This is a genomic window from Peribacillus sp. S4 (genome assembly GCF_046715815.1).
GTDB classification, from domain to species: Bacteria; Bacillota; Bacilli; order Bacillales; family DSM-1321; genus Peribacillus; species Peribacillus frigoritolerans.
This window is the reverse complement of sequence record NZ_CP175708.1, coordinates 3,479,659-3,500,519: the sequence shown is the minus strand read 5'-3', so window position 1 is coordinate 3,500,519 and position 20,861 is coordinate 3,479,659. Positions and strand designations below refer to the sequence as shown.

Below are 20,861 nucleotides of genomic sequence, written 5' to 3'. Positions count from 1 at the left end.
GTTCAGTAGAAGGGGGACTATGTGTGATAAGAGGAATAAGGGGTGCCACTACAGTAGAAAGTGACACAGAAATGGAAGTGATTTCAGCTGTCGAAAAGTTGATGGCCGAGATCATTCAGGTCAACGAAGTTGATCCCGATATGGTAGCTTCTGTATTTTTTTCTGCTACGGAAGAGATTCGTTCTGTCTTCCCTGCCAAAGCCTTGAGGAAATTCGAAGGCTGGACTTATGTACCGGTTACATGCATGAAAGAAATACCGGTGAGCAATTCCTTGCCATTTTGCATCCGGGTCATGATCCACGTAAATACGACAAAATCTCAAAAAGAGATACAGCATGTATACCAGGCAGGGGCTACGGTATTACGGCCAGATTTGACAAAGCAGATATAAGATGATTATAAATCTATTAATATGATATACTATTCTCACACTTTCTTACTTTAAAGTGATAAATATATAGAGGTGATTGACATGAAATGGAATGATGCGGTCCTTTCCTTGAAGTCTTATCAACCGGGAAAATCCACTGATGAAGTGAAAAAATTATACGGGCTGGAAAAAATCACGAAATTAGCTTCAAATGAAAATCCTTTTGGCTGTTCGGAAAAGGTCAAGGAATCCGTTAGGAATTCAACCCATTCGTTTGCCATCTATCCAGATGGATATGCAACGATGCTAAGGGAAGCTGTTGCGAAACATACAGGTGTGAAAGAAACACAGCTTATTTTTGGAAATGGATCTGATGAGAACATTCAAATCATCTCCAGGAGTCTATTGGGAGCTGGAAAGAATACGGTCATGGCAACAGGCACTTTTTCGCAGTATCGCCATAATGCCACACTAGAAGGAGCGGAAATAAGGGAAGTTCCTCATATTGACGGTGCTCATGATCTAGAAGGAATGCTTAAAGTAATAGATGATGAAACATCGGTTGTATGGCTTTGTACACCAAATAATCCAACAGGTAAATACATTTCGGAACAGGACTTATTATCGTTCATCGAAAAAGTGCCGGAAGATGTTCTTATCGTTTTGGATGAAGCTTATTGTGAATATGCAACGGCTGAGGATTACCCTAGAACGAATCAATGGATCAATAAATATAAAAATTTGATCATACTCCGGACTTTCTCAAAAATTTATGGACTTGCCAGTTTTAGGGTAGGGTACGGTTTGGCGGATGAGGATATCATCCAGAAACTAGATCCATCCCGGGAACCATTCAATGTGAACACATTTGCACAGAATATTGCTATCGTCGCTTTGGAAGATCAGGCCTTCATTGAAAAATGCAAGGAAGAAAATCAAAAAGGGCTAAAGCAGTACTATGAATTTTGCAATAAGGAAAATTTGGCTTATTACGCGTCACAAGGTAATTTCATCTTTATCCATTTTAAACAGGATGCCGATGTGGTATTTCAATATTTGCTTGAGCGCGGCTTCATCGCAAGGTCGGGGAAATCTTTCGGTTTTCCTAACAGCCTGAGGGTAACGATTGGTTCCACGGAAGAAAATGAAGGAATGATCCATGCTATTAAAGCTTTTTTGAATGAAGTTGAGGCACCTTCTGATTCGCTGCTTTAACGTTTCATCAAACCTAGAGGAGCATAAAAGATGCGGGGGAGAGAAGAGTGAAGGGTAAGGTTTTTGTAATAGGTTTAGGTCTAATAGGCGGATCACTGGCCATGGCTGTACGCCATGCACATCCTGAAGCCGTGATTGTTGGTATGGACCTAAGTGAAAAGAATATTCAACTATCGATGCTATTGGGGATCATTGATGATTCTGTATCATCTTTGGAAGCGGGAGCATGTGAAGCTGATTTGATTCTACTTGCTGTGCCTGTCAATGAAACCGTGAAGATTTTAGCTCAATTGGCTGATATGGATTTGAAAAGTGATGTCCTCATATCTGATGCTGGAAGTACGAAGGATACAGTCGTTAAGGCAGCGAAACCATTGATAGATAAAGGGGTGGCCTTCATCGGGGGGCACCCTATGGCTGGTTCCCATAAGAGCGGCGCTGCGGCAGCCAAATTACATTTATTTGAACATGCATTTTATTTGCTTACTCCCGGGGACACCATCAAAGAAGAAAAAGTTGAGCAGCTGAAAGGGTGGCTGCAGGGGACAAGAGCTAACTTTCTTATTGTTAGTCCTGCCACACACGATAAGCTGACTGGGGTCATTAGTCATTTTCCGCATATTGTCGCATCAGGGCTCGTTAAGCAGGCAGAAAATTACAGTAAGGAAAACAAGTTGATTTCAAGGCTCGCAGCTGGTGGGTTCCGGGATATTACCAGAATCGCCTCAAGCAGTCCGGAAATGTGGCGTGACATTTTGTTACATAACCGTGATGTGCTGCTTGAATTAATGAATGATTGGCTGAATGAAATGGAGCATATAAAAGGTCTGGTTGCGAATGAAGAAAGTGAAGAAATCCTTCGATTCTTTACCGATGCCAAGATTTTCAGGGATGATTTGCCGACACATGCGAAAGGCGCCATACCAGCGTTTTATGATTTATATATCGATATACCGGATTATGCCGGAATAATTTCTGAGATTACCGGATATTTGGCACAAGAAGGTATCAGCATTACAAACATAAGGATCATTGAAACCAGGGAAGAGATATACGGTGTGCTGGTCATCAGTTTCCAAACGGATGTTGATCGCATAAAAGCTGCGGAGTGTATTTCAAGACATACAGATTATGAAACGATCCTGGCATAATAATATAGGGAAGGATGGTTTTATGAATACTAAAAAATTACAAACAAAAATCCAAACATTGCGTGGTTCGATTGCCATACCTGGAGATAAGTCGATCTCCCATCGTTCGATAATGTTTGGAGCCCTTGCCGAAGGGGAAACGACAGTAACTAATTTTCTTCCGGGAGCTGATTGTTTAAGTACGATTTCCTGTTTTAAGCAGCTTGGAGTCCATATTGAACAAGATGGCCAGCACGTCAAAATTGAAGGCAAAGGTTTTAATGGATTAAAGGAACCTGAATCAGTACTGGATGTCGGAAATTCTGGTACCACGATCAGGTTAATGATGGGAATATTGGCAGGACAGGATTTTTCAGCCGTTTTGGCAGGTGACGAATCGATAGCCAAACGTCCAATGACCCGGGTAGTCAACCCTCTACGTCAGATGGGAGCAACCATTGATGGCCGAAAAGGAGCCGAATATACCCCCCTCGCCATAAGAGGAGGCAAATTACAAGGGTTTCGCTACGAATTGCCTGTAGCGAGTGCACAGGTGAAATCTGCGATAATCTTGGCCGGTTTACAGGCAGAAGGTGAAACGATCATTATCGAACCGGAAGAGACCCGTGATCATACAGAACGAATGATCCAGGAGTTTGGCGGTAAAATCGAAAAGGACGGCCATACGATTAAAGTAAGCGGAAATCAAGTCTTCAAAGGGACGGCCATCCATGTGCCGGGTGATATTTCTTCGGCAGCTTTCTTCATGGTGGCTGCAGCGATTACGGAAAATAGTGAAGTGGTATTAAAGAATGTGGGCCTTAATTCGACAAGGACTGGAATCATCGAAGTCATGAAATCGATGGGGGCTGATATCACGATAGAGAAGAAGACGAGCGAGGGAGAACCTGCAGGTGACATCACGGTCAGAAGCTCCCGATTAAAAGGAACGACCATCAGCGGTGATTTAATTCCCCGTCTCATCGATGAAATACCGGTAATTGCACTTCTGGCGACACAGGCAGAAGGGATAACGACGATCAAGGATGCAGCAGAATTAAAAGTGAAAGAGACGAATCGAATTGATACTGTTGCAAATGAGCTTTCCATCCTGGGGGCAGATATAACCCCGACAGCAGACGGATTGATCATCAAAGGCCGTAAAGCCCTGAATGGAGGTATGGTTACAAGCCATGGGGATCATCGTATCGGGATGATGCTTGCTGTAGCTGCTTTGATAACGGATGGGGAAGTGGAACTTGCCGACCCTGATGCCATCGATGTATCATACCCACAATTTTTTGGGCATTTGACGCAATTGATAAAGTAAATATAAAAAAAGTTTACATACCTTATTTGGTCTGTAAACTTTTTTTAAATGCTTAAAAGTGTTGAAAGCGCTAACATCAGGGGTGTTTTGTACCTGAATTGATCATGAAAATAATGAAAAAGGGGTTCAAGATCAAAAAGGAGATTTACCGTAGCATGGAGAATTAACTAGTAACCTTTTTTTAATGAGAATGGGAGGGGACTTCATCGATGGAATACAAGGCTGCAGTATGGTAAACTAATGAATACTGTTTACTATGCATCTCGCGATTACATGGTATTTTGTTCTTAATGGCAGAGTATATTACATTAGGGCGTGAGTGTGTATGACTAGGGACCAAGTCTATCATGCAAAAGGAAGGATTCAACAATGAACACAGTGGAACAAGTTATACAGCATTTAAAAAAAGGGGAATTAACAGAAGCTCTTAAACATATAAATCGAATTAAATCATCAGAGTCAGCAGAGGACATTTTATTGCTGGCCGAAGAAATGCTCCAGCTTGGCTTTGCGGAAGAGGCAAAGGATCTCTTTGAACATCTGCTGCAACTCTATCCCGATGAAGGAGAATTGATTGTTTCGTTGGCGGAAATCCTAATTGATATGGACCAGGAAGATGAAGCGATGCTGATGCTTGAAAAAGTAAGTGCAGATGATGAAGTATATCCAAGTGCTTTGCTTTTGGAAGCGGACCTTTATCAATTGCAGGGGATGGATGAGGTCAGCGAACGGAAATTACTGCAGGCTAAGGAAATGCTTCCAGATGAGATCATCATTGATTTTGCACTAGCTGAACTGTTCTTTCATCAAGGCAGGGATCAGGAAGCCATTGCAAATTACATAAAGGTTTTGGAACAGGAACAAGAAATCGCTGGTGTTAATGTCAATCAGAGGCTTGCTGAAGCATTAAGCAGCTCGGGCAAGTTCGAGGAGGCCCTTCCGCACTTTGAGAAGGCCTTGAAGGACGGACTTGAAATCAATACTCTATTTGAATATGCATTTACTGCTTTTCAGGCAGGTCTTTATGAGACAGCCGTACGAAAGTTTATTGAACTGAAAGAATTAGATCATGAATATCATTCACTATATTTGTACCTGGCAAAGAGTTATGAACATCTTGAAGATCTCGAAAATGCCTTGAAAACGGTCAAAGAAGGAATCAAGGCTGATGAATTCAATAAGGAACTTTACTTCTTCGGTGGTAAAATAGCCTTGAAAAGCGGGCTTGACGAAGAGGCTGAAAATCTATTTAAAGAAGCACTTGCCATTGATCCGGGATATCTGGAAGCTGCACTCACCCTTTTGAAATTGTATATGCACCAAGAAAGGTATGAAGATGTATTGGAGTGTATAGGTGAAGTAAGGCGATATGGAGAGGATGATCCTCAGTTTGATTGGATTGCTGCTGTATCTTATCAGCATACCGAACAATTTAAAGAGTCATTAACCAGCTATCATAAAGCATATAATTCATTCAAGAGCAATCAAGATTTCCTTGAAGATTATGGTTTCTTTTTAATTGAAGAAGGAGACAGAGCCACATCTAGAGAAGTATTTAATAAGCTGCTTGAGATGAATCCGGCGAATGATGAGTATGCAATGATCTTGGAGCGGCTAGGTGAAAGCACAGAGGAAATGTAGATAAGTGAAATAAAACTAAATCAAGACAGAGGAGGGAATTCATGGTGGCTGCCCCTGTTTCTGTGAATGAGAAGAAGGATTTTATTCGGTGGTTCTTAAATCATTATCAACTGAAACGAAGAGAATGCGTGTGGATATTGAATTACTTAATGAGTCATGATCAACTGATGAAAAAGGTTCATTTTGTAGAAAATGCACAATATTGCCCACGTGGACTGATCATGTCGACACATTGTGTGGATGAGGTCCCTTTCAGGTTCTATAAGTCCAATATCATGACGACCGATGCAGAGAAATCTTTTCATGATATCCGTTTAAATCGGGACGAAGACATTTATATTCAGCTTAATTTTAAATCGTCTTACTCTTCCTATCAATATGCAGCGGTACTCGAGCATAATCCCTTCATGCCGAAATCGACGGCATCGAATGAAAAAGATCAGCTGCTAGCTGAACAATTTTTAGAAAGAAGCATGTTGTATTTTCAAAGGGACCGTCTTCTTAAGGAAATCGATGAAGCACTTGATAAGCATGATGAACAAGCATTTAAGGATTTAACCGAACAATTGAATCAATTGAAAGTACTTGGATGAAATAAATTGACCTTTCCTTAAACAGGAAAGGTTTTTATTTTTTATAAAATATTGATAAAATCCACATTTTTGTAAAGACTATGGGTATATGGTAAAGATGTTATAAAAATAATGGTAAAATGATAAGGAGTTGATTCAAAAATCGGGAGTGAAGAAAAAACATGAAATGGACAGCAAAAGATCTTGACATGTATATGCAATCAAAAGAGTATGTGGATACCGTTTTGATTCCTTTGGTTCCCCTATCTTTTAAAGGGCAAATGAAGCAAACGGGCTCAATGAATGAATTTCTTACCATTTTAAGCTTGGAAATTGAAAAGCAGATGAAAGGTAGAATTCTTTTATTGCCGACATTTCATTATTTAAGCGATGAAATGGATAAGGTTGAACGGTTAAAGCGTTGGGCCAATGAAGTGAAAGAAAATAATTTCGAGCATGTTTTCTTTCTTACATCGGATTTCGAGTGGAAAAAAGAAGAGCGGGAATTAGAAAATAATTTAGTATGGATTCCTGCCATTCCCTTGGAGGGGCTTGAAATTGAACAAGCAAGGGAAATGATTAACCAGCAAGTTCTCCAAATCCTTGATATTTTCTCTTATAATTGGAAAAATGAAAAAAAGTAGGATTTTTCGCATTATTTGACACATAGTTGCCACCTTTTGGGTTTTACAAATATTGACCTTGGTAAATTATTGAGATATCATGGAAATGTCCTAGTTTTATAGTGTCGCTATTTATTGGTCCTTTGGGCTCTCAGTATAGTAATAGAGGGGGGGAAAACGCATGAGCAAGCATAATGTTTCACGACGTCAATTCCTTAATTACACACTTACTGGCGTTGGTGGATTTATGGCGGCCGGTATGTTGATGCCTATGGTTAGGTTTGCAATTGATCCTGTATTATCAGCTGATAAAGGCGGGGATTACGTTGCAACTAAGCAAAAGGTAGGTGAACTCACTACCGAACCAACCCGTGTCGACTTTAGTTTTAAACAGGTCGATGGGTGGTATGAGTCTGAAGAAACAAATACAGCTTGGGTTTACAAAACGGATGATGGTAAGATCGTTGCTTTATCTCCAATCTGTAAACATTTAGGCTGTACGGTAGGGTGGAATACGGATAAGACTAATCCGAATCAATTTTTCTGTCCTTGCCATTACGGCAGGTATACGAAAGATGGGGTGAATGTGAAAGGGACACCGCCAGTTTCACCATTGGATGTCTTTGACACGAAAGAAAAAGACGGAATACTTTATTTGGGTCAACTAAAACCGCACGGGGAGGCGTAAACATTGCTAACAAAGTTATATGACTGGGTGGACGAGCGTTTAGATATTACGCCGTTATGGCGGGATATTGCTGACCATGAGGTTCCTGAACATGTTAACCCCGCACATCATTTTTCTGCATTCGTATATTGTTTTGGTGGGTTAACTTTCTTTATTACGGTCATCCAAATCTTGTCAGGCATGTTCTTGACGATGTACTATGTCCCGGACATTAAAAACGCTTGGGAATCTGTTTATTATTTGCAAAATGAAGTTGCCTTCGGTCAAATTGTCCGTGGTATGCATCACTGGGGAGCAAGTCTAGTTATCGTTATGATGTTTTTACATACTCTTCGTGTCTTCTTCCAGGGAGCTTACAAAAAACCGCGTGAATTGAACTGGATGGTCGGCGTATTGATTTTCTTCATCATGCTGGCATTAGGCTTGACTGGTTATTTATTGCCATGGGATATGAAAGCGCTATTCGCAACGAAAGTTACGTTGACAATTGTCGAATCGGTACCGTTGATGGGACCGGCACTCAAGACATTGATAGCAGGAGATCCAACCATCGTTGGAGCACAGACATTGACACGATTCTTTGCAATTCATGTATTCTTCCTGCCAGCAGCATTATTTGCTTTACTAGCGGCTCATTTCCTGATGATCCGAAAACAAGGTATTTCAGGTCCGCTATAAAAGAATGGTGAACCAAAAACCAAAAAAACCTTTTCATAAAGGAGGGGAATTGTTCAATGCATCGTGGGAAAGGTATGAAATTCGTAGGTGACTCGCGTATCTCCGCGGACCGTAAACCGAATATTCCGAAAGATTATTCAGAATATCCTGGGAAAACTGAAGCATTTTGGCCTAATTTCCTTTTAAAAGAATGGATGGTAGGAGCTGTATTTCTTGTAGGCTACCTTTGCCTGACAATCGCACATCCGTCACCATTGGAAAGGATAGCAGATCCAACAGATACAGGGTATATTCCGCTGCCGGACTGGTATTTCCTATTCCTTTACCAATTACTTAAGTATACCTATGCTTCAGGTCCTTATAATGCTATCGGGTCCATGGTAATACCCGGCTTGGCTTTCGGAGCGTTGCTCTTGGCACCTTTTCTAGATCGTGGTCCAGAGCGGAGCCCGGCGAAACGTCCTTTTGCTGTAGGCTTCATGCTATTGGCAATGGCCGGCGTTTTCTATCTAACATGGGAGTCCGCAGCCCATCACGATTGGGAAGCTTCCAAGAAGCAAGGAGCCATCGTGGAAGGTGCAGACATTGATAAAGAGAGCGATGGGTATAAACTGATGGATTCCAATGGCTGTATTAGCTGTCACGGAGCAGAATTAACTGGTGGAGCAGGAGCGCCAAGCTTAATTGACACTGGATTGAAGCCAGAAGAAATTTCTAAAATCGCAGTCAAAGGCCAGGGTGCCATGCCAGCTGGCATGTTCAAAGGTACAGATGAAGAACTGAAAACATTAGCTGAATTTGTATCTGGTTTATCGACAAAGTAATATAGCCATAAACTTCAATTTCTTTCATAGGCTGCAAATAAAGCTGACGACTACGGTTGTCGGCTTTTTTATTGGTAAATTGAAGCGTATATGAGAGGAATTTGAAATGAATACTTGGTTTTCTGGTTGATGGCCTGTAAAATGAATATACTTGAGAATGTAAGTGAGGGTAAAAGAATGAATGTTATTTACAGTTTGCTTGCAAACCGGCAAATGCTCGCTTTGTTATTATTAATAAATATATTCGGTACTGCCTATGGATATTATTGGTATGGTAGTCAATTGGAAAACACTCCGGCGATTTTTTTGGCATTTGTACCGGACAGCCCGACAGCTAGCCTGTTTTTTGTATTTGTTTTATTGGGGTTCCTGTTAAGAAGGAATTTCGGACTTATGGAAGCGTTGGCGATCATAACACTATTCAAATATGGAATATGGGCGGTTGCAATGAATTTGATGACCTTCGTGACAACCGGTTCATTGCCATGGGAAGGTTATATGTTAATGGCTTCTCATTTGGGGATGGCGATACAAGGGGTATTATATGCACCATTTTATCGAATAAAACCTTGGCATTTGATAGTGGCAGGGATTTGGACCATACATAATGACATAATCGATTATGTTTTCGAAATGATGCCAATTTATCGTGATTTATTGGTATATATGAATTCGATAGGTTATTTCACTTTTTGGCTCAGTATACTATCCATTTTTGTCGGCTGGTACTTTGGATATAGAAAAAAGCGGACCACCCTATCCTTCATCCATTAAAAAGTTAACTCTAAATACAGCTTTGTAAAATCAGGGTTAACTTTTTTATGTTGAACGAGGTCTACTCATGTTTTTTCTTTCATATCGTTTTAGTAGAGATATGAGGAGGGACGAGTAGCATGTTGAAAAAATTCATATTAACCATTGCTGTTTTATTTGTCGTCTTACATTTCCCTGTCTATGCAGAATCCTCTTCAAGTTTGGAGCAATTAGATAACATTTCCGATAGAGCCTTGGAAATGACCAAGTTGAAGCGATATGGAGATTCGGAAAAGATGCTGACGTTTTTTTCTGACCGGTTTTTAAAAGAGACAGCGAAAGAGCAGATCCTTGACATGGACGAACTTCGAATTATCACAGTAGCTCATAATGAGGCGTTGATGACAATAAAGGATATGAACAAGGGAGATTCCGAAAAGGTTAATTCTGTTACAAAGTTCCGGCTTGTTGTTGATGCGGTCAAGTCCACCCATCAGCCTCTTTGGACAGAGATGGAGGATCAAATGATGAATTCTTTCCAGCAGACAAAGAATGCCGCGATCAATCAAGACACAATTACCTTCAATAGCCAATTGAACTTATTCCTATCACAATATGAAATGATATATCCAAGCTTGAAAGTCGACCTTTCTAAAGAAACGATGCAGCAACTGGACACGAGGATTCAATACATCAACCAATACCGTCCGGAGGTAATCAGTGATGGAGAAAGTCAGAAGGAACTGGATGCGTTGCAAAACGAACTAACTTCCATTTTTGATGATATGGGTGAAGATGATGCAGATCCTTCCCTTTGGTGGGTCATCATATCGACAGGCTCAATCATTATCATGACGCTTTCTTATGTAGGCTGGAGAAAATATAAAGGTGATAGGGAAAAACCAAGGAAAGAACATAATGATTAAATAGACAGGGGAAGAGAACACTATATTTGACACGGTTGCCTTCAATCCATAGAATTAAGAGTAATAATAGTTATAGGAGGATACCATGTATTTCATTTATTTGGCGATTATCATTTTAATCCCGATTTATGCACAAATGAAAGTGAAAAGCACATATAAAAAATATTCAAAGGTATCGGCCTCTTCCGGTATGAGCGGTGCTGAGACGGCGCGGGCCATTTTAGATCAAAATGGACTGTTCAATGTCAGGGTCGAAGAGACACCTGGAATGCTTTCGGACCATTATGACCCAAGGGATAAAACGGTGCGTTTATCATCGGATAACTATCACGGCCATTCAGTTGCCGGTGTAGCGGTAGCAGCCCATGAAGTTGGACATGCGATTCAAGATAAAGAAGCCTATGCATTCTTGCGTTTCCGTCATGCATTAGTACCGGTAGCTAATTTTGGCTCTAACATATCTTGGATTTTGATTTTAATCGGGATGTTAGCTTCAATTCCTCAGTTGCTATTGGCGGGTATCGCATTTATGGCAGCCGCTGTATTGTTCCAAGTGATTACCCTGCCGGTTGAATTCAATGCCTCTTCTAGGGCGATGGATCAACTCGTTTCCGCCGGGGTCATCCGGAACGATGAAGAACGGGAAACGAAAAAAGTATTAAGTGCCGCTGCGATGACTTATGTTGCTGCCGCTCTTGTAGCCGTACTGGAATTAGTTCGTCTTCTGCTTATGTATACAGGAATGAGGGAAGAAGATTAATGAGAAAAGGACACCATCTTGGGATGGGGTCCTTTTTTCATTTTTAAGAGTATTTGCTGCACATTGCTAATAAAATTCATTTGGACAGGGCAACATTCATAAGGGTTGCATTCAATCGGTATGTACAGTCAATGGATCACCTTTCAATGGGATTCTTGTTCTCATCAAGGGTAAAGCCCTCACCCAATACGTCATGAACTTCACTGACTGATACAAATGCATGAGGGTCCACAGAAGTTATGGCATTTTTTAAGCGGACTAACTCATTTTTCCCAACAACACAATAGAGGACTTCCCGGTCATTGCGTGTAAAGGACCCATAGCCCCTTAATACAGTTACGCCCCGCTCCATATCATTCATGATTTTTTCGGCAATTTCCTTGTTTTTATCACTAATGATCATTGCACCTCTAGCAGCATAGGCTCCTTCTTGCATAAAGTCGATTACTCGGGCACCTATGAAAACGGCAACGAGGGTATACATCGCTTGCCGGTAATCCAGGTAGGTAAGGATCGATAGGCCAATGACGACGGCATCAAAGATGAACATGGTCCGACCCATGCCAATACCTAAGTAACGATGGGCAAAACGGGCAATGATATCCACTCCGCCTGTTGTACCGCCGTAACGAAAAATGATGCCCAGCCCGACACCGACCGAGACCCCGGCAAACAATGCCACAAGCATCAAATCATTACCGAGATTGATTTCAAATTCGTATCTCTCGAAAACCCATAGCCAAACGGAGAGGCCAACCGTTCCGATAATCGTATAAAAGAAAGATGTGCGACCTAAATATTTCCACCCGATTAAAAATAAGGGAATATTCAAAATCAAATTAGAATAAGAAGGATTTATCCCGATAAGTTGATATATAATCAAGGTGAGGCCGGTGAATCCGCCCTCGGCCAAGTTGTTCTGCATGTTAAAATGCACAAGGCCAAAAGCGAATATTCCAGCCCCAAAAAGGATAAATATGATGTTTTTCAATTTTAAGCCCAAAAGCATGTCCCATACCTCCAAAGGTTTGCATAGCATCAATTTACTTATTATAACTAATTAACCAACTATGGGCAATTTTGATTCCAAACGTATCTGTTGTCATCTGTTTCACTTTTAGCTAACATGGAGAAGGTATGATGTTTGAAAACGAAAATCAAGAATGGGTGACTCATATGGAAAATCAAAAGACGATCCAACAAATGCAAGCGGAAGTCGACCGATACATAGGACAATTTAAAGAAGGATATTTCAGCCCTCTGGCCATGCTCGCCCGCATGTCTGAAGAACTTGGGGAATTGGCTAGGGAAGTCAATCATTACCATGGTGAAAAACCAAAGAAGGCGACAGAGGAAGAGAATACCATTGAAGCGGAATTGGGGGACATGCTTTTTGTGTTGATTTGTTTTGCCAATTCTTTAGGGATTGATCTTCAAAACTCGCATGATTTGGTCATGGAAAAATTCACAACCCGCGATAAAGATAGATGGACAAGAAAAGAAGAGGAAATGGAGGAGGAAGGTAAAGATGAGTAAAGTGAAAGTGATTGTAGCAGGTCCACGAGGCAGAATGGGAAATGAAGCGGTGAAGCTTGTACATAGGACAGAAGGGTTTGAATTGGCAGCTGTCATAGATCGCAAGCATAACGGGGAAAGCCTTTCCGCAATAGAAGGTTTTCACGGGATTGAAGCACCGGTTTTTTCTGATATAAATGAATGCTTTTCTTCTGTAGAGGCAGACGTATTGATCGATTTGACCACACCGGAAGTGGGCATGTTCCATACAGAAACGGCACTTAATCATGGCATCCGCCCTGTAGTGGGAACGACTGGTTTTACAAAAGAAGATTTAGCAAAGCTGGATTCATTGACAAAAGAAAAAGGCATTGGTTGCATCATCGCGCCAAACTTTGCAATTGGCGCCATTTTGATGATGAAGTTTTCCCAAATGGCCGCAAAGTATTTCCCGGATGTGGAAATCATAGAAATGCACCATGATCAAAAACTGGATGCACCTTCTGGAACTGCTTCCAAAACGGCAGACATGATTGCAGCGGTACGTGAAACAAAACAACAGGGGCACCCTAATGAAAAAGAAACCATCCAGGGGGCAAGAGGTGCAAATGTAGATGGCATGCATATCCACAGTGTCCGTCTACCGGGACTCGTTGCCCATCAACAGGTGCTTTTTGGAAGTGATGGAGAGCTATTGACGGTTAGGCATGATTCCTTTAATCGAGCTTCCTTCATGTCAGGAGTCAAACTTGCTGTTGATACCGTCATGAAATTGGATGTTCTTGTATACGGCTTGGAAAATATTATTGAATAGGGATCAGGAGGATTTATTATGAAAATTGCCTTAATTGCCCATGATATGAAAAAAGAAGATATCATTCAATTTGTGACAGCCTATAAAGATGTATTTGAGCAGCATGAATTATTTGCAACAGGTACGACTGGGAAACGAATCAAGGAAGAAGTATCACTGCCTGTCCATCGTTTTCATTCAGGACCTCTTGGCGGAGATCAGGAAATAGGTGCAATGATTGCACGCGGAGAAATGGACATGGTCCTATTTTTCCGCGATCCTTTGACATCACAGCCGCATGAACCTGATGTATCTGCGCTTATCCGCCTATCAGATGTATATGAAATTCCCTTGGCAACAAATATGGGCACTGCAGAAGTGCTCATACAAGGTTTAAAACATGGGTATATGGACTGGCTAAAACTACGGCAAAAACAAGGTGAGATAAATGATAAACAAAAGTAATATAGATATCCTGGCTTTCGGGGCACATGCTGATGATGTTGAAATCGGTATGGGTGGCACAATCGCTAAATATGTGCAACAAGGCAGGAAAATTGTCATTTGTGATTTGACAAAAGCTGAAATGTCGTCCAATGGAACCGTTCCACTGCGGCAAGAGGAAGCCGATAAGGCTGCTGAAATCCTTGGGGTGAAGAGGATTTCCCTTAATCTACCCGACAGGGGACTATACATGAAGGCGGAATACATAAACCAAATCATCACGGTCATTCGCCAATATAAACCTGCACTTGTATTTGCACCATTTTTGGAAGATCGCCATCCCGATCATGGTAACTGTGCCAAATTAGTCGAGGAAGCAGTTTTTTCGGCAGGAGTAAGAAAGTATATGGAAGAAGAAGGTCTGGGTTCCCATCGTATCCAAAATATGCACTATTATATGATCAATGGGTTTCACAAACCGGACTTCGTCGTGGATATCACGTCTACAATATCGAAAAAGCTGGATAGCCTTAGGGCATATGGGAGCCAATTCGAAAAAAGTCAGGTATCTGTAGAAACACCGTTAGTTAATGGCTATATCGAGACTGTAGAGGCACGGGAGCGGATGTTTGGCAAAGAAGTGGGTGTCGCCTTTGCGGAGGGATTCATGACAAAAAAACCGTTACTGATCGATGCCGACTTGTTAGGAGAATAATAATCTTATGAAATTAAAAATTGGAATTACCTGTTACCCGACAGTTGGGGGTTCTGGTGTCGTAGCAACTGAATTAGGTAAGATGCTTGCAGAAAAGGGACATGAAATACATTTCATTTCTTCAAGCATCCCTTTTCGCTTAAATAAGATGTACTGTAATATTTTTTATCACCAGGTTGAAGTGAACTCATATTCAGTCTTTCAATATCCGCCATATGACTTGGCGCTTGCGAGCAAGATGGCGGATGTCGTAAAACGGGAAAAATTAGATATCCTTCACGTTCACTATGCAATTCCACATGCTGTTTGTGCGATCCTTGCAAAACAGATGTCAGGTAATGAAGTAAAGATCGTAACGACACTGCATGGTACGGATATCACCGTTTTGGGCCAGGATCCCTCATTGACCAATTTGATTAAATTCGGCATAGAGCAATCAGATGTCGTTACAGGAGTATCTAATTCCCTTGTTCAGCAAACGCACGAATTAATCGCGCCGGATAAGGAAATCAAAACCGTTTATAATTTCATTGATGAAAGAGAGTACCATAAATCCGATTCAGATTACCTTAAGGATGAATACGGAATCAGGGAAGATGAAAAAGTGATCATACATGTTTCGAATTTCCGTTCGGTCAAGCGAGTGAAAGATGTCATCCAGGCGTTTTATTTAACTCAAAAGAAAATGCCTGCAAAGCTACTGCTCGTAGGAGATGGGCCGGAAGTGACAACCGTATTGAAATTGGCTAAAGATCTTGGAATCGATGATGCGGTCTTGTTCCTTGGTAAGCAGGATAACCTTGCGGAATTATATTCAATCAGTGATTTGATATTCCTGTTATCGGAAAAAGAGAGTTTCGGACTTGTGCTGCTCGAGGCGATGGCATGCGGAGTTCCTTGTATCGGGACGAATATCGGGGGAATACCTGAAGTCATCGTTGATGGGGAGACTGGTTATATTTGTGAATTGGGAGATGTCAAAATGGTTGCTGAAAAAGCGGTTGGACTTTTAAGCGACCCGAGTTTACATAAACGCTTTTCTGAAGCTGCGCTGGAAAGGGCCAATACTGATTTCCATAGTGATACGGTTATGTCAGAGTATGAAGCCATCTACATTCAAGCACTTGAAGGTAAATCCATGGAATAGGGAGGAGACGCTGATGGATCGGTTATTCTTGAAATCAGTACCCATTCTGGAATTGATTGAAGAAGCAGGATATGAGGCTTATTTCGTTGGCGGCTCTGTAAGGGATTATATCCTTGGCAGGACAATAAACGATGTGGACATCGCTACTTCCGCAACACCCCAGGAAATCAAAAGGATTTTTCCTAATACGGCTGATATCGGAATCGACCACGGTACAGTGCTTGTCATTACGGATATGGGTACATACGAAATTACGACGTTTAGAACGGAAAGCGGATATTCGGACTTTCGCAGGCCCGATGCCGTAAAGTTTGTCCGTTCTTTGACCGAAGATTTGCAAAGAAGAGATTTTACCATGAATGCAATAGCAATGGATAAGACCGGAAAGATCATCGATCCATTTAATGGTAAGCGTGATTTGGCACAAAAAAGGATTATCACAGTTGGTAACCCGCATGAAAGGTTTCATGAAGATGCATTGAGAATGATGCGTGCTTTAAGGTTCGTCAGTCAACTTGATTTTGAACTGGATCAAGAAACCTTTGATTCCCTTAAAGAGAACGCCCAGAACATCAGTGAAATCGCTGTCGAAAGAATCCTGGTTGAATTTGAGAAACTAGCGGCCGGCTCCAATAAGATAAAGGCTTTCTCACTCTTGCTGGAAAGCGGATTATATCAATACCTGCCTCTATTCTCAAGTAAAAAAGATCATCTGATGGACTTACTGAACCTGCCGCTTCATCAACTGAATGCGGCAGAGATATGGTCTATCATCATGATTCACACAAAGGATCAAGAAATCGAAGAGGCTTTGAGGGCATGGAAGCTGCCATTGAAAACGATAAGAAACGTTCAACGTACGATAAAGCTGGTGAAGAGTAAGGAACCATCAGCCATCGATGTATTTCAGGCAGGTCATGGCATAACGGTACAAGCTGCTAAAGTCAGAGCTGCACTGAATGCCGGGAATGTATCGGATGCTGAAGAGAATGCACACCAACGCTACAATGAACTTATTATAAAACAAATTTCGGATCTTGCCGTCACGGGGACGGATTTATTGATTTGGCATCAAGAGAAGCCAGGTCCATGGGTCAAGGAATACTTGGAAAAAATATTGAAAGCTGTCTTGAATGAAGAATTAAGAAATGATAAAGAAGAAATTAAGAGGTGGCTGGTGAAATGCAATCTGAGTTAAGAACAAAGCTGATGGAAGCCCTCTCAAAAGCGGATGGTGCGTTTATATCCGGTCAGGAAATTGCTGAATACATTGGCTGTTCGCGCACAGCGGTCTGGAAGCATATAGAAGATCTGCGCAGTGAAGGATATAATGTCGAAGCTGTTAGGAAAAAAGGCTACCGGATCCTATCGGCGCCGGAAAAAGTGTCCGAGAGCGAAATACAACTTGGCTTGGAAACAAAAACGATCGGCAAGATGATCCATTATCAGGAAACTGTTGAATCCACTCAAAAAATTGCGCATCAACTAGCAAATGAAGGCGTTCAGGAGGGAACCCTCGTCGTTGCCGAGGAGCAGTTATCCGGCAAAGGAAGGCTAATGAGATCTTGGCATTCCCCAAAATTCAGCGGGATATGGATGAGTCTGATCCTAAGACCAAAAATTCCGATTCATGAGGCGCCACAACTTACATTATTGGCCGCGGTCGCTGTAGCTCAGGCTATAGAGGATACCACTGATTTGAAGCCGCAGATAAAGTGGCCGAATGATATTTTGGTGAATCGCAAGAAAGTGGTGGGCATCCTGACGGAGATGCAGGCGGAGTCAGATAGAATCCATTCTGTCATTATCGGAATTGGAATGAATATCAATCAGCAATTGGAGGATTTTCCTGAAGAACTGCAGGAAAAAGCGTCCTCCCTACTCATAGAAAGTGGAGGGACGATTTCAAGGTCCAAGGTCATTCAACGAGCATTATTTCGTCTTGAAAATCTGTACGAACTCTATTTAGATCAAGGGTTCATGCCTATAAAGGATTTATGGGAGAGTTATGCGATCAGTCTTGGACAGGTAATCAAAGCCAGTACCGTTAATGACATGATTGTCGGAAAAGCATTGGGCATAACGGATTCAGGCGTTTTACTTCTCGAAGACGGAAAAGGTACCGTACATTCCATATATTCTGCTGATATTGAAATTCAGTAGATTTTTGTCAAATTCGTGAAAATTAAATAGAAAATTTCAAATTTGCTTGATATAATGCAAGTGGGCAGTATCTCATGTGAACTGCACCCCCATAAATACCAAATTATTTGAAAATCTGCCTTGATCCAGAGAACTGGACTGGGACGGAGGGATGAAACTTCTGATGAAACAAAGGGATTGACTAAAAAGCTAAGTGCTGTTTATTGATCGAATTGTGGCTTTTCATGCCATTTTTCGTAGCGAAACAGATACTTTTTTAGTCAGTCCTTTTTTTGCGCATGAATGTATAGACACCAGTTTTCGCTGATGTTTTCATCTCCTCCATTAAAAGGAGGAAACGTAATGAAATTGTCCGGAGATTTTTTGAAGATGAAACAAAATCAAGAGAAGATTGTCATGCTCACGGCTTATGATTACCCGTCAGCAAAGTTAGCCGAACAATCAGGTGTAGACATGATTTTAGTCGGTGATTCTTTAGGAATGGTCGTATTGGGGTATGACTCAACGATTCCAGTTACGGTGAATGACATGATCCATCATACAAAGGCAGTAAAACGCGGGGCACCAAATACATTTGTCGTGACGGATATGCCCTTTATGAGCTATCACCTATCTATGGATGAAACACTGAAGAATGCAGCCCGGATCATGCAGGAAGGTCATGCGGACGCCGTGAAGCTCGAGGGAGCGGATGATGTTGTTGAAAAAATATCAGCATTGACAAAGGCAGGCATCCCGGTTGTAGCCCATCTTGGCTTGACTCCTCAATCCGTCGGTGTTCTGGGCGGATATAAAGTGCAAGGAAAAGATGCAGAAAGTGCAGCACAACTCTTGGAAGATGCGAGAAAGTGTGAAGCTGCAGGGGCGATGCTAGTAGTTTTTGAATGTGTTCCATATCAAGTGGGGGAACTCGTCACACGGAACCTCGAAATTCCAACCATTGGAATTGGAGCAGGTGCAGAAACGGATGGTCAAGTCCTCGTTTACCATGATGTCATCAAGTATGGGGTAGACCGGCTAGCGAAATTCGTAAAAGTTTATGGAGATGCAAATGAACTGATTGGCCAATCGATTACAAGCTTTGTGAATGAAGTGAAATCTAAAGATTTTCCGTCGGAAGAACATACATTCACGATGAAGGAAGAGCAGCTTTCTGAACTTTACGGAGGAAAAAGATGAAAACTTTTACATCAGCAGCTGATTTGCAATTGGCACTTAGAGAGGAAAAAAACAATCACAAAAGCATTGGCTATGTAGCGACAATGGGGTTTTTGCATGAGGGGCATGCAACCCTTTTGGAAAAGGCCCGCAAAGAGAATGATATTGTGGTATTAAGTATTTTTGTAAATCCGATGCAGTTTGGACCGAATGAGGATTTTGAAACATATCCGCGGGATTTGGAACGGGATGAAAATGTCGCAGCCAATGGCGGAGTGGATTATCTCTTCTATCCAACAGTCCATGAAATGTACGGTGAAGAACCATCTGTGAAAGTTGTTGTCCAAAGCAGGACGGATGTTTTATGCGGGAGACAAAGGCCTGGACACTTTGATGGTGTAGCGACAGTCTTAACGAAATTCTTCAATATCATCCTTCCCGATAGAGCTTACTTTGGTAAGAAGGATGCCCAGCAAGTCGCCGTGATAGATGGACTGATCAAAGACTTCAATTTCCCTATCCAGCTTGTAGCTGTAGATACCGTACGCGAGGAAGATGGGTTAGCGAAGAGTTCGCGAAATGTGAACCTATCAGATCAAGAACGCATGGAGGCTAAAGAGCTGTACCAAAGTTTATTGAAGGCCAAAGAGGCGGTTGAATCAGGTGAAAGAAATGCAGCTACCGTCACGGCTCTAATTAGTGAACATATTACTGCCCAAACAAGTGGCGTGATTGACTATATTGAAGTCTATCAATACCCGGAACTTAAACCACTTGAATCACTGGCAGGAAACATCATCATTGCAATGGCTGTAAAGTTCAAGCATGCAAGACTAATTGATAATATCACCTTATATATAGAATAAATCATAAGATCAGGGGGAATTGAGATGTTTCGAACGATGATGAATGGAAAAATCCACCGTGCACGGGTAACTGAAGCTAATTTGAATTATGTAGGCAGCATTACGATTGATGAAGATATAATAGATGCGGTGGGGATTTTGCCTAATGAGAAAGTCGCCATCGTGAATAATAATAATGGTGCAAGGCTTGAAACGTATGTGATTGCGGGTGAACGGGGTAGCGGTGTCGTGTGTTTGAATGGAGCGGCAGCTAGACTGGTGCAGCCGGATGATATCGTGATAATCATTTCTTATGTGATGGTTTCTGAGGATAAACTGGGAGATCACAAACCAAAAGTTGCGATCATGGATGAATACAATAAAATCATTGATTTAATTTCAAACGAACCTGCAGCTACAATCATGTAAGCGGAGGGCCGGCACATGTGCATGAAACATGCATATAGGTGCCGGCCCTTTTCGTCTTTTGATGAACGGCTTGTTTCCTTTATTACGATTATTATGGTATAAAAAAGATAAGAGAATTCCATCAGGAAGTGGAGAAAGCGA

Annotated in this window: 24 protein-coding genes; 23 read left to right on the top strand and 1 reads right to left on the bottom strand. The window is 41.6% G+C overall.

From position 1 onward, the window contains the following. Positions 1-23 precede the first annotated feature (23 nt). The 13 genes from aroH to ACJ9PY_RS16475 all read left to right on the top strand — a co-directional run bounded on the left by aroH (position 24) and on the right by ACJ9PY_RS16475 (position 11,511). Positions 24-392 (top strand): chorismate mutase, encoded by a 369-nt coding sequence (gene aroH / locus ACJ9PY_RS16535; RefSeq protein ID WP_082609239.1) that lies wholly within the window; start codon positions 24-26, stop codon positions 390-392. A gap of 81 nt (positions 393-473) precedes the next feature. After that, positions 474-1,586: a histidinol-phosphate transaminase gene (hisC, locus tag ACJ9PY_RS16530; RefSeq protein ID WP_411738596.1), complete on the top strand. Its 1,113-nt coding sequence runs from the start codon at positions 474-476 to the stop codon at positions 1,584-1,586. A 47-nt stretch (positions 1,587-1,633) separates the two neighbouring features. Next, positions 1,634-2,737, top strand: a complete 1,104-nt coding sequence (locus tag ACJ9PY_RS16525; protein ID WP_057276291.1) for a prephenate dehydrogenase — start codon at positions 1,634-1,636, stop codon at positions 2,735-2,737. A gap of 22 nt (positions 2,738-2,759) precedes the next feature. Continuing rightward, positions 2,760-4,046 (top strand): 3-phosphoshikimate 1-carboxyvinyltransferase, encoded by a 1,287-nt coding sequence (gene aroA, locus ACJ9PY_RS16520; protein ID WP_057276292.1) that lies wholly within the window; start codon positions 2,760-2,762, stop codon positions 4,044-4,046. 369 nt (positions 4,047-4,415) lie between these two features. Beyond that, a complete protein-coding gene (locus tag ACJ9PY_RS16515) occupies positions 4,416-5,687 on the top strand; it encodes a tetratricopeptide repeat protein (RefSeq protein ID WP_057276293.1) in 1,272 nt (423 codons plus the stop codon). Positions 5,688-5,728: 41 nt separating this feature from the next. After that, a complete protein-coding gene (locus ACJ9PY_RS16510; protein WP_034307987.1) occupies positions 5,729-6,280 on the top strand; it encodes a ReoY family proteolytic degradation factor in 552 nt (183 codons plus the stop codon). Positions 6,281-6,441: 161 nt separating this feature from the next. Continuing rightward, complete coding sequence (locus ACJ9PY_RS16505; protein ID WP_053535588.1) at positions 6,442-6,903, top strand: YpiF family protein; 462 nt, start codon at positions 6,442-6,444, stop codon at positions 6,901-6,903. 160 nt (positions 6,904-7,063) lie between these two features. After that, on the top strand, positions 7,064-7,570 hold the full coding sequence (locus tag ACJ9PY_RS16500) for a ubiquinol-cytochrome c reductase iron-sulfur subunit (protein ID WP_057276295.1): 507 nt from the start codon (positions 7,064-7,066) through the stop codon (positions 7,568-7,570). A gap of 3 nt (positions 7,571-7,573) precedes the next feature. Next, complete coding sequence (gene qcrB, locus ACJ9PY_RS16495; RefSeq protein WP_034307974.1) at positions 7,574-8,248, top strand: menaquinol-cytochrome c reductase cytochrome b subunit; 675 nt, start codon at positions 7,574-7,576, stop codon at positions 8,246-8,248. A 56-nt stretch (positions 8,249-8,304) separates the two neighbouring features. Continuing rightward, positions 8,305-9,072, top strand: coding sequence for a menaquinol-cytochrome c reductase cytochrome b/c subunit (locus ACJ9PY_RS16490; protein ID WP_034307972.1), 768 nt, complete (start codon positions 8,305-8,307; stop codon positions 9,070-9,072). 177 nt (positions 9,073-9,249) lie between these two features. Then, a complete protein-coding gene (locus tag ACJ9PY_RS16485; protein ID WP_098865335.1) occupies positions 9,250-9,846 on the top strand; it encodes a DUF1405 domain-containing protein in 597 nt (198 codons plus the stop codon). 119 nt (positions 9,847-9,965) lie between these two features. Next, a complete protein-coding gene (gene ypjB, locus ACJ9PY_RS16480) occupies positions 9,966-10,751 on the top strand; it encodes a sporulation protein YpjB (RefSeq protein WP_034307968.1) in 786 nt (261 codons plus the stop codon). Between the two features lie 85 nt (positions 10,752-10,836). Further along, on the top strand, positions 10,837-11,511 hold the full coding sequence (locus tag ACJ9PY_RS16475) for a zinc metallopeptidase (protein ID WP_411738595.1): 675 nt from the start codon (positions 10,837-10,839) through the stop codon (positions 11,509-11,511). Between the two features lie 136 nt (positions 11,512-11,647). On the opposite strand, the gene ACJ9PY_RS16470 is transcribed toward ACJ9PY_RS16475, so the two are convergent. After that, positions 11,648-12,520, bottom strand: a complete 873-nt coding sequence (locus ACJ9PY_RS16470; RefSeq protein ID WP_098937403.1) for a YitT family protein — start codon at positions 12,518-12,520, stop codon at positions 11,648-11,650. A gap of 167 nt (positions 12,521-12,687) precedes the next feature. Between ACJ9PY_RS16470 and ACJ9PY_RS16465 the strand changes: the two genes are divergently transcribed. From ACJ9PY_RS16465 to panD, 10 genes are all read left to right on the top strand, one after another. Further along, positions 12,688-13,047, top strand: coding sequence for a nucleotide pyrophosphohydrolase (locus ACJ9PY_RS16465; RefSeq protein ID WP_369315034.1), 360 nt, complete (start codon positions 12,688-12,690; stop codon positions 13,045-13,047). Beyond that, the gene (gene dapB, locus ACJ9PY_RS16460) at positions 13,040-13,840 is read left to right on the top strand and encodes a 4-hydroxy-tetrahydrodipicolinate reductase (RefSeq protein WP_096337595.1); all 801 of its coding nucleotides are present in this window, start codon (positions 13,040-13,042) and stop codon (positions 13,838-13,840) included. The genes ACJ9PY_RS16465 and dapB overlap by 8 nt, the downstream gene beginning before the upstream one ends. Positions 13,841-13,858: 18 nt before the next feature. Next, the gene (locus ACJ9PY_RS16455; protein WP_328118643.1) at positions 13,859-14,284 is read left to right on the top strand and encodes a methylglyoxal synthase; all 426 of its coding nucleotides are present in this window, start codon (positions 13,859-13,861) and stop codon (positions 14,282-14,284) included. Next, positions 14,268-14,978: a bacillithiol biosynthesis deacetylase BshB1 gene (bshB1, locus tag ACJ9PY_RS16450; protein ID WP_369314989.1), complete on the top strand. Its 711-nt coding sequence runs from the start codon at positions 14,268-14,270 to the stop codon at positions 14,976-14,978. Before ACJ9PY_RS16455 ends, bshB1 begins: the two co-directional genes overlap by 17 nt. Before the next feature lie 7 nt (positions 14,979-14,985). Further along, positions 14,986-16,125 carry an N-acetyl-alpha-D-glucosaminyl L-malate synthase BshA gene (gene bshA / locus ACJ9PY_RS16445; protein WP_063575754.1) on the top strand — a complete coding sequence of 380 codons (1,140 nt, stop codon included), beginning with the start codon at positions 14,986-14,988 and terminating at the stop codon, positions 16,123-16,125. Between the two features lie 13 nt (positions 16,126-16,138). Next, positions 16,139-17,323, top strand: a complete 1,185-nt coding sequence (locus tag ACJ9PY_RS16440) for a CCA tRNA nucleotidyltransferase (protein ID WP_411738594.1) — start codon at positions 16,139-16,141, stop codon at positions 17,321-17,323. Beyond that, positions 17,308-18,288 (top strand): biotin--[acetyl-CoA-carboxylase] ligase, encoded by a 981-nt coding sequence (locus tag ACJ9PY_RS16435; protein ID WP_411738593.1) that lies wholly within the window; start codon positions 17,308-17,310, stop codon positions 18,286-18,288. Before ACJ9PY_RS16440 ends, ACJ9PY_RS16435 begins: the two co-directional genes overlap by 16 nt. A 342-nt stretch (positions 18,289-18,630) precedes the next feature. Next, positions 18,631-19,467, top strand: coding sequence for a 3-methyl-2-oxobutanoate hydroxymethyltransferase (gene panB, locus ACJ9PY_RS16430; protein WP_053535578.1), 837 nt, complete (start codon positions 18,631-18,633; stop codon positions 19,465-19,467). Further along, the gene (gene panC / locus ACJ9PY_RS16425; protein WP_057276302.1) at positions 19,464-20,312 is read left to right on the top strand and encodes a pantoate--beta-alanine ligase; all 849 of its coding nucleotides are present in this window, start codon (positions 19,464-19,466) and stop codon (positions 20,310-20,312) included. The genes panB and panC overlap by 4 nt, the downstream gene beginning before the upstream one ends. Positions 20,313-20,336: 24 nt before the next feature. Next, positions 20,337-20,720, top strand: a complete 384-nt coding sequence (gene panD / locus ACJ9PY_RS16420; RefSeq protein WP_057276303.1) for an aspartate 1-decarboxylase — start codon at positions 20,337-20,339, stop codon at positions 20,718-20,720. Positions 20,721-20,861 lie beyond the last annotated feature (141 nt).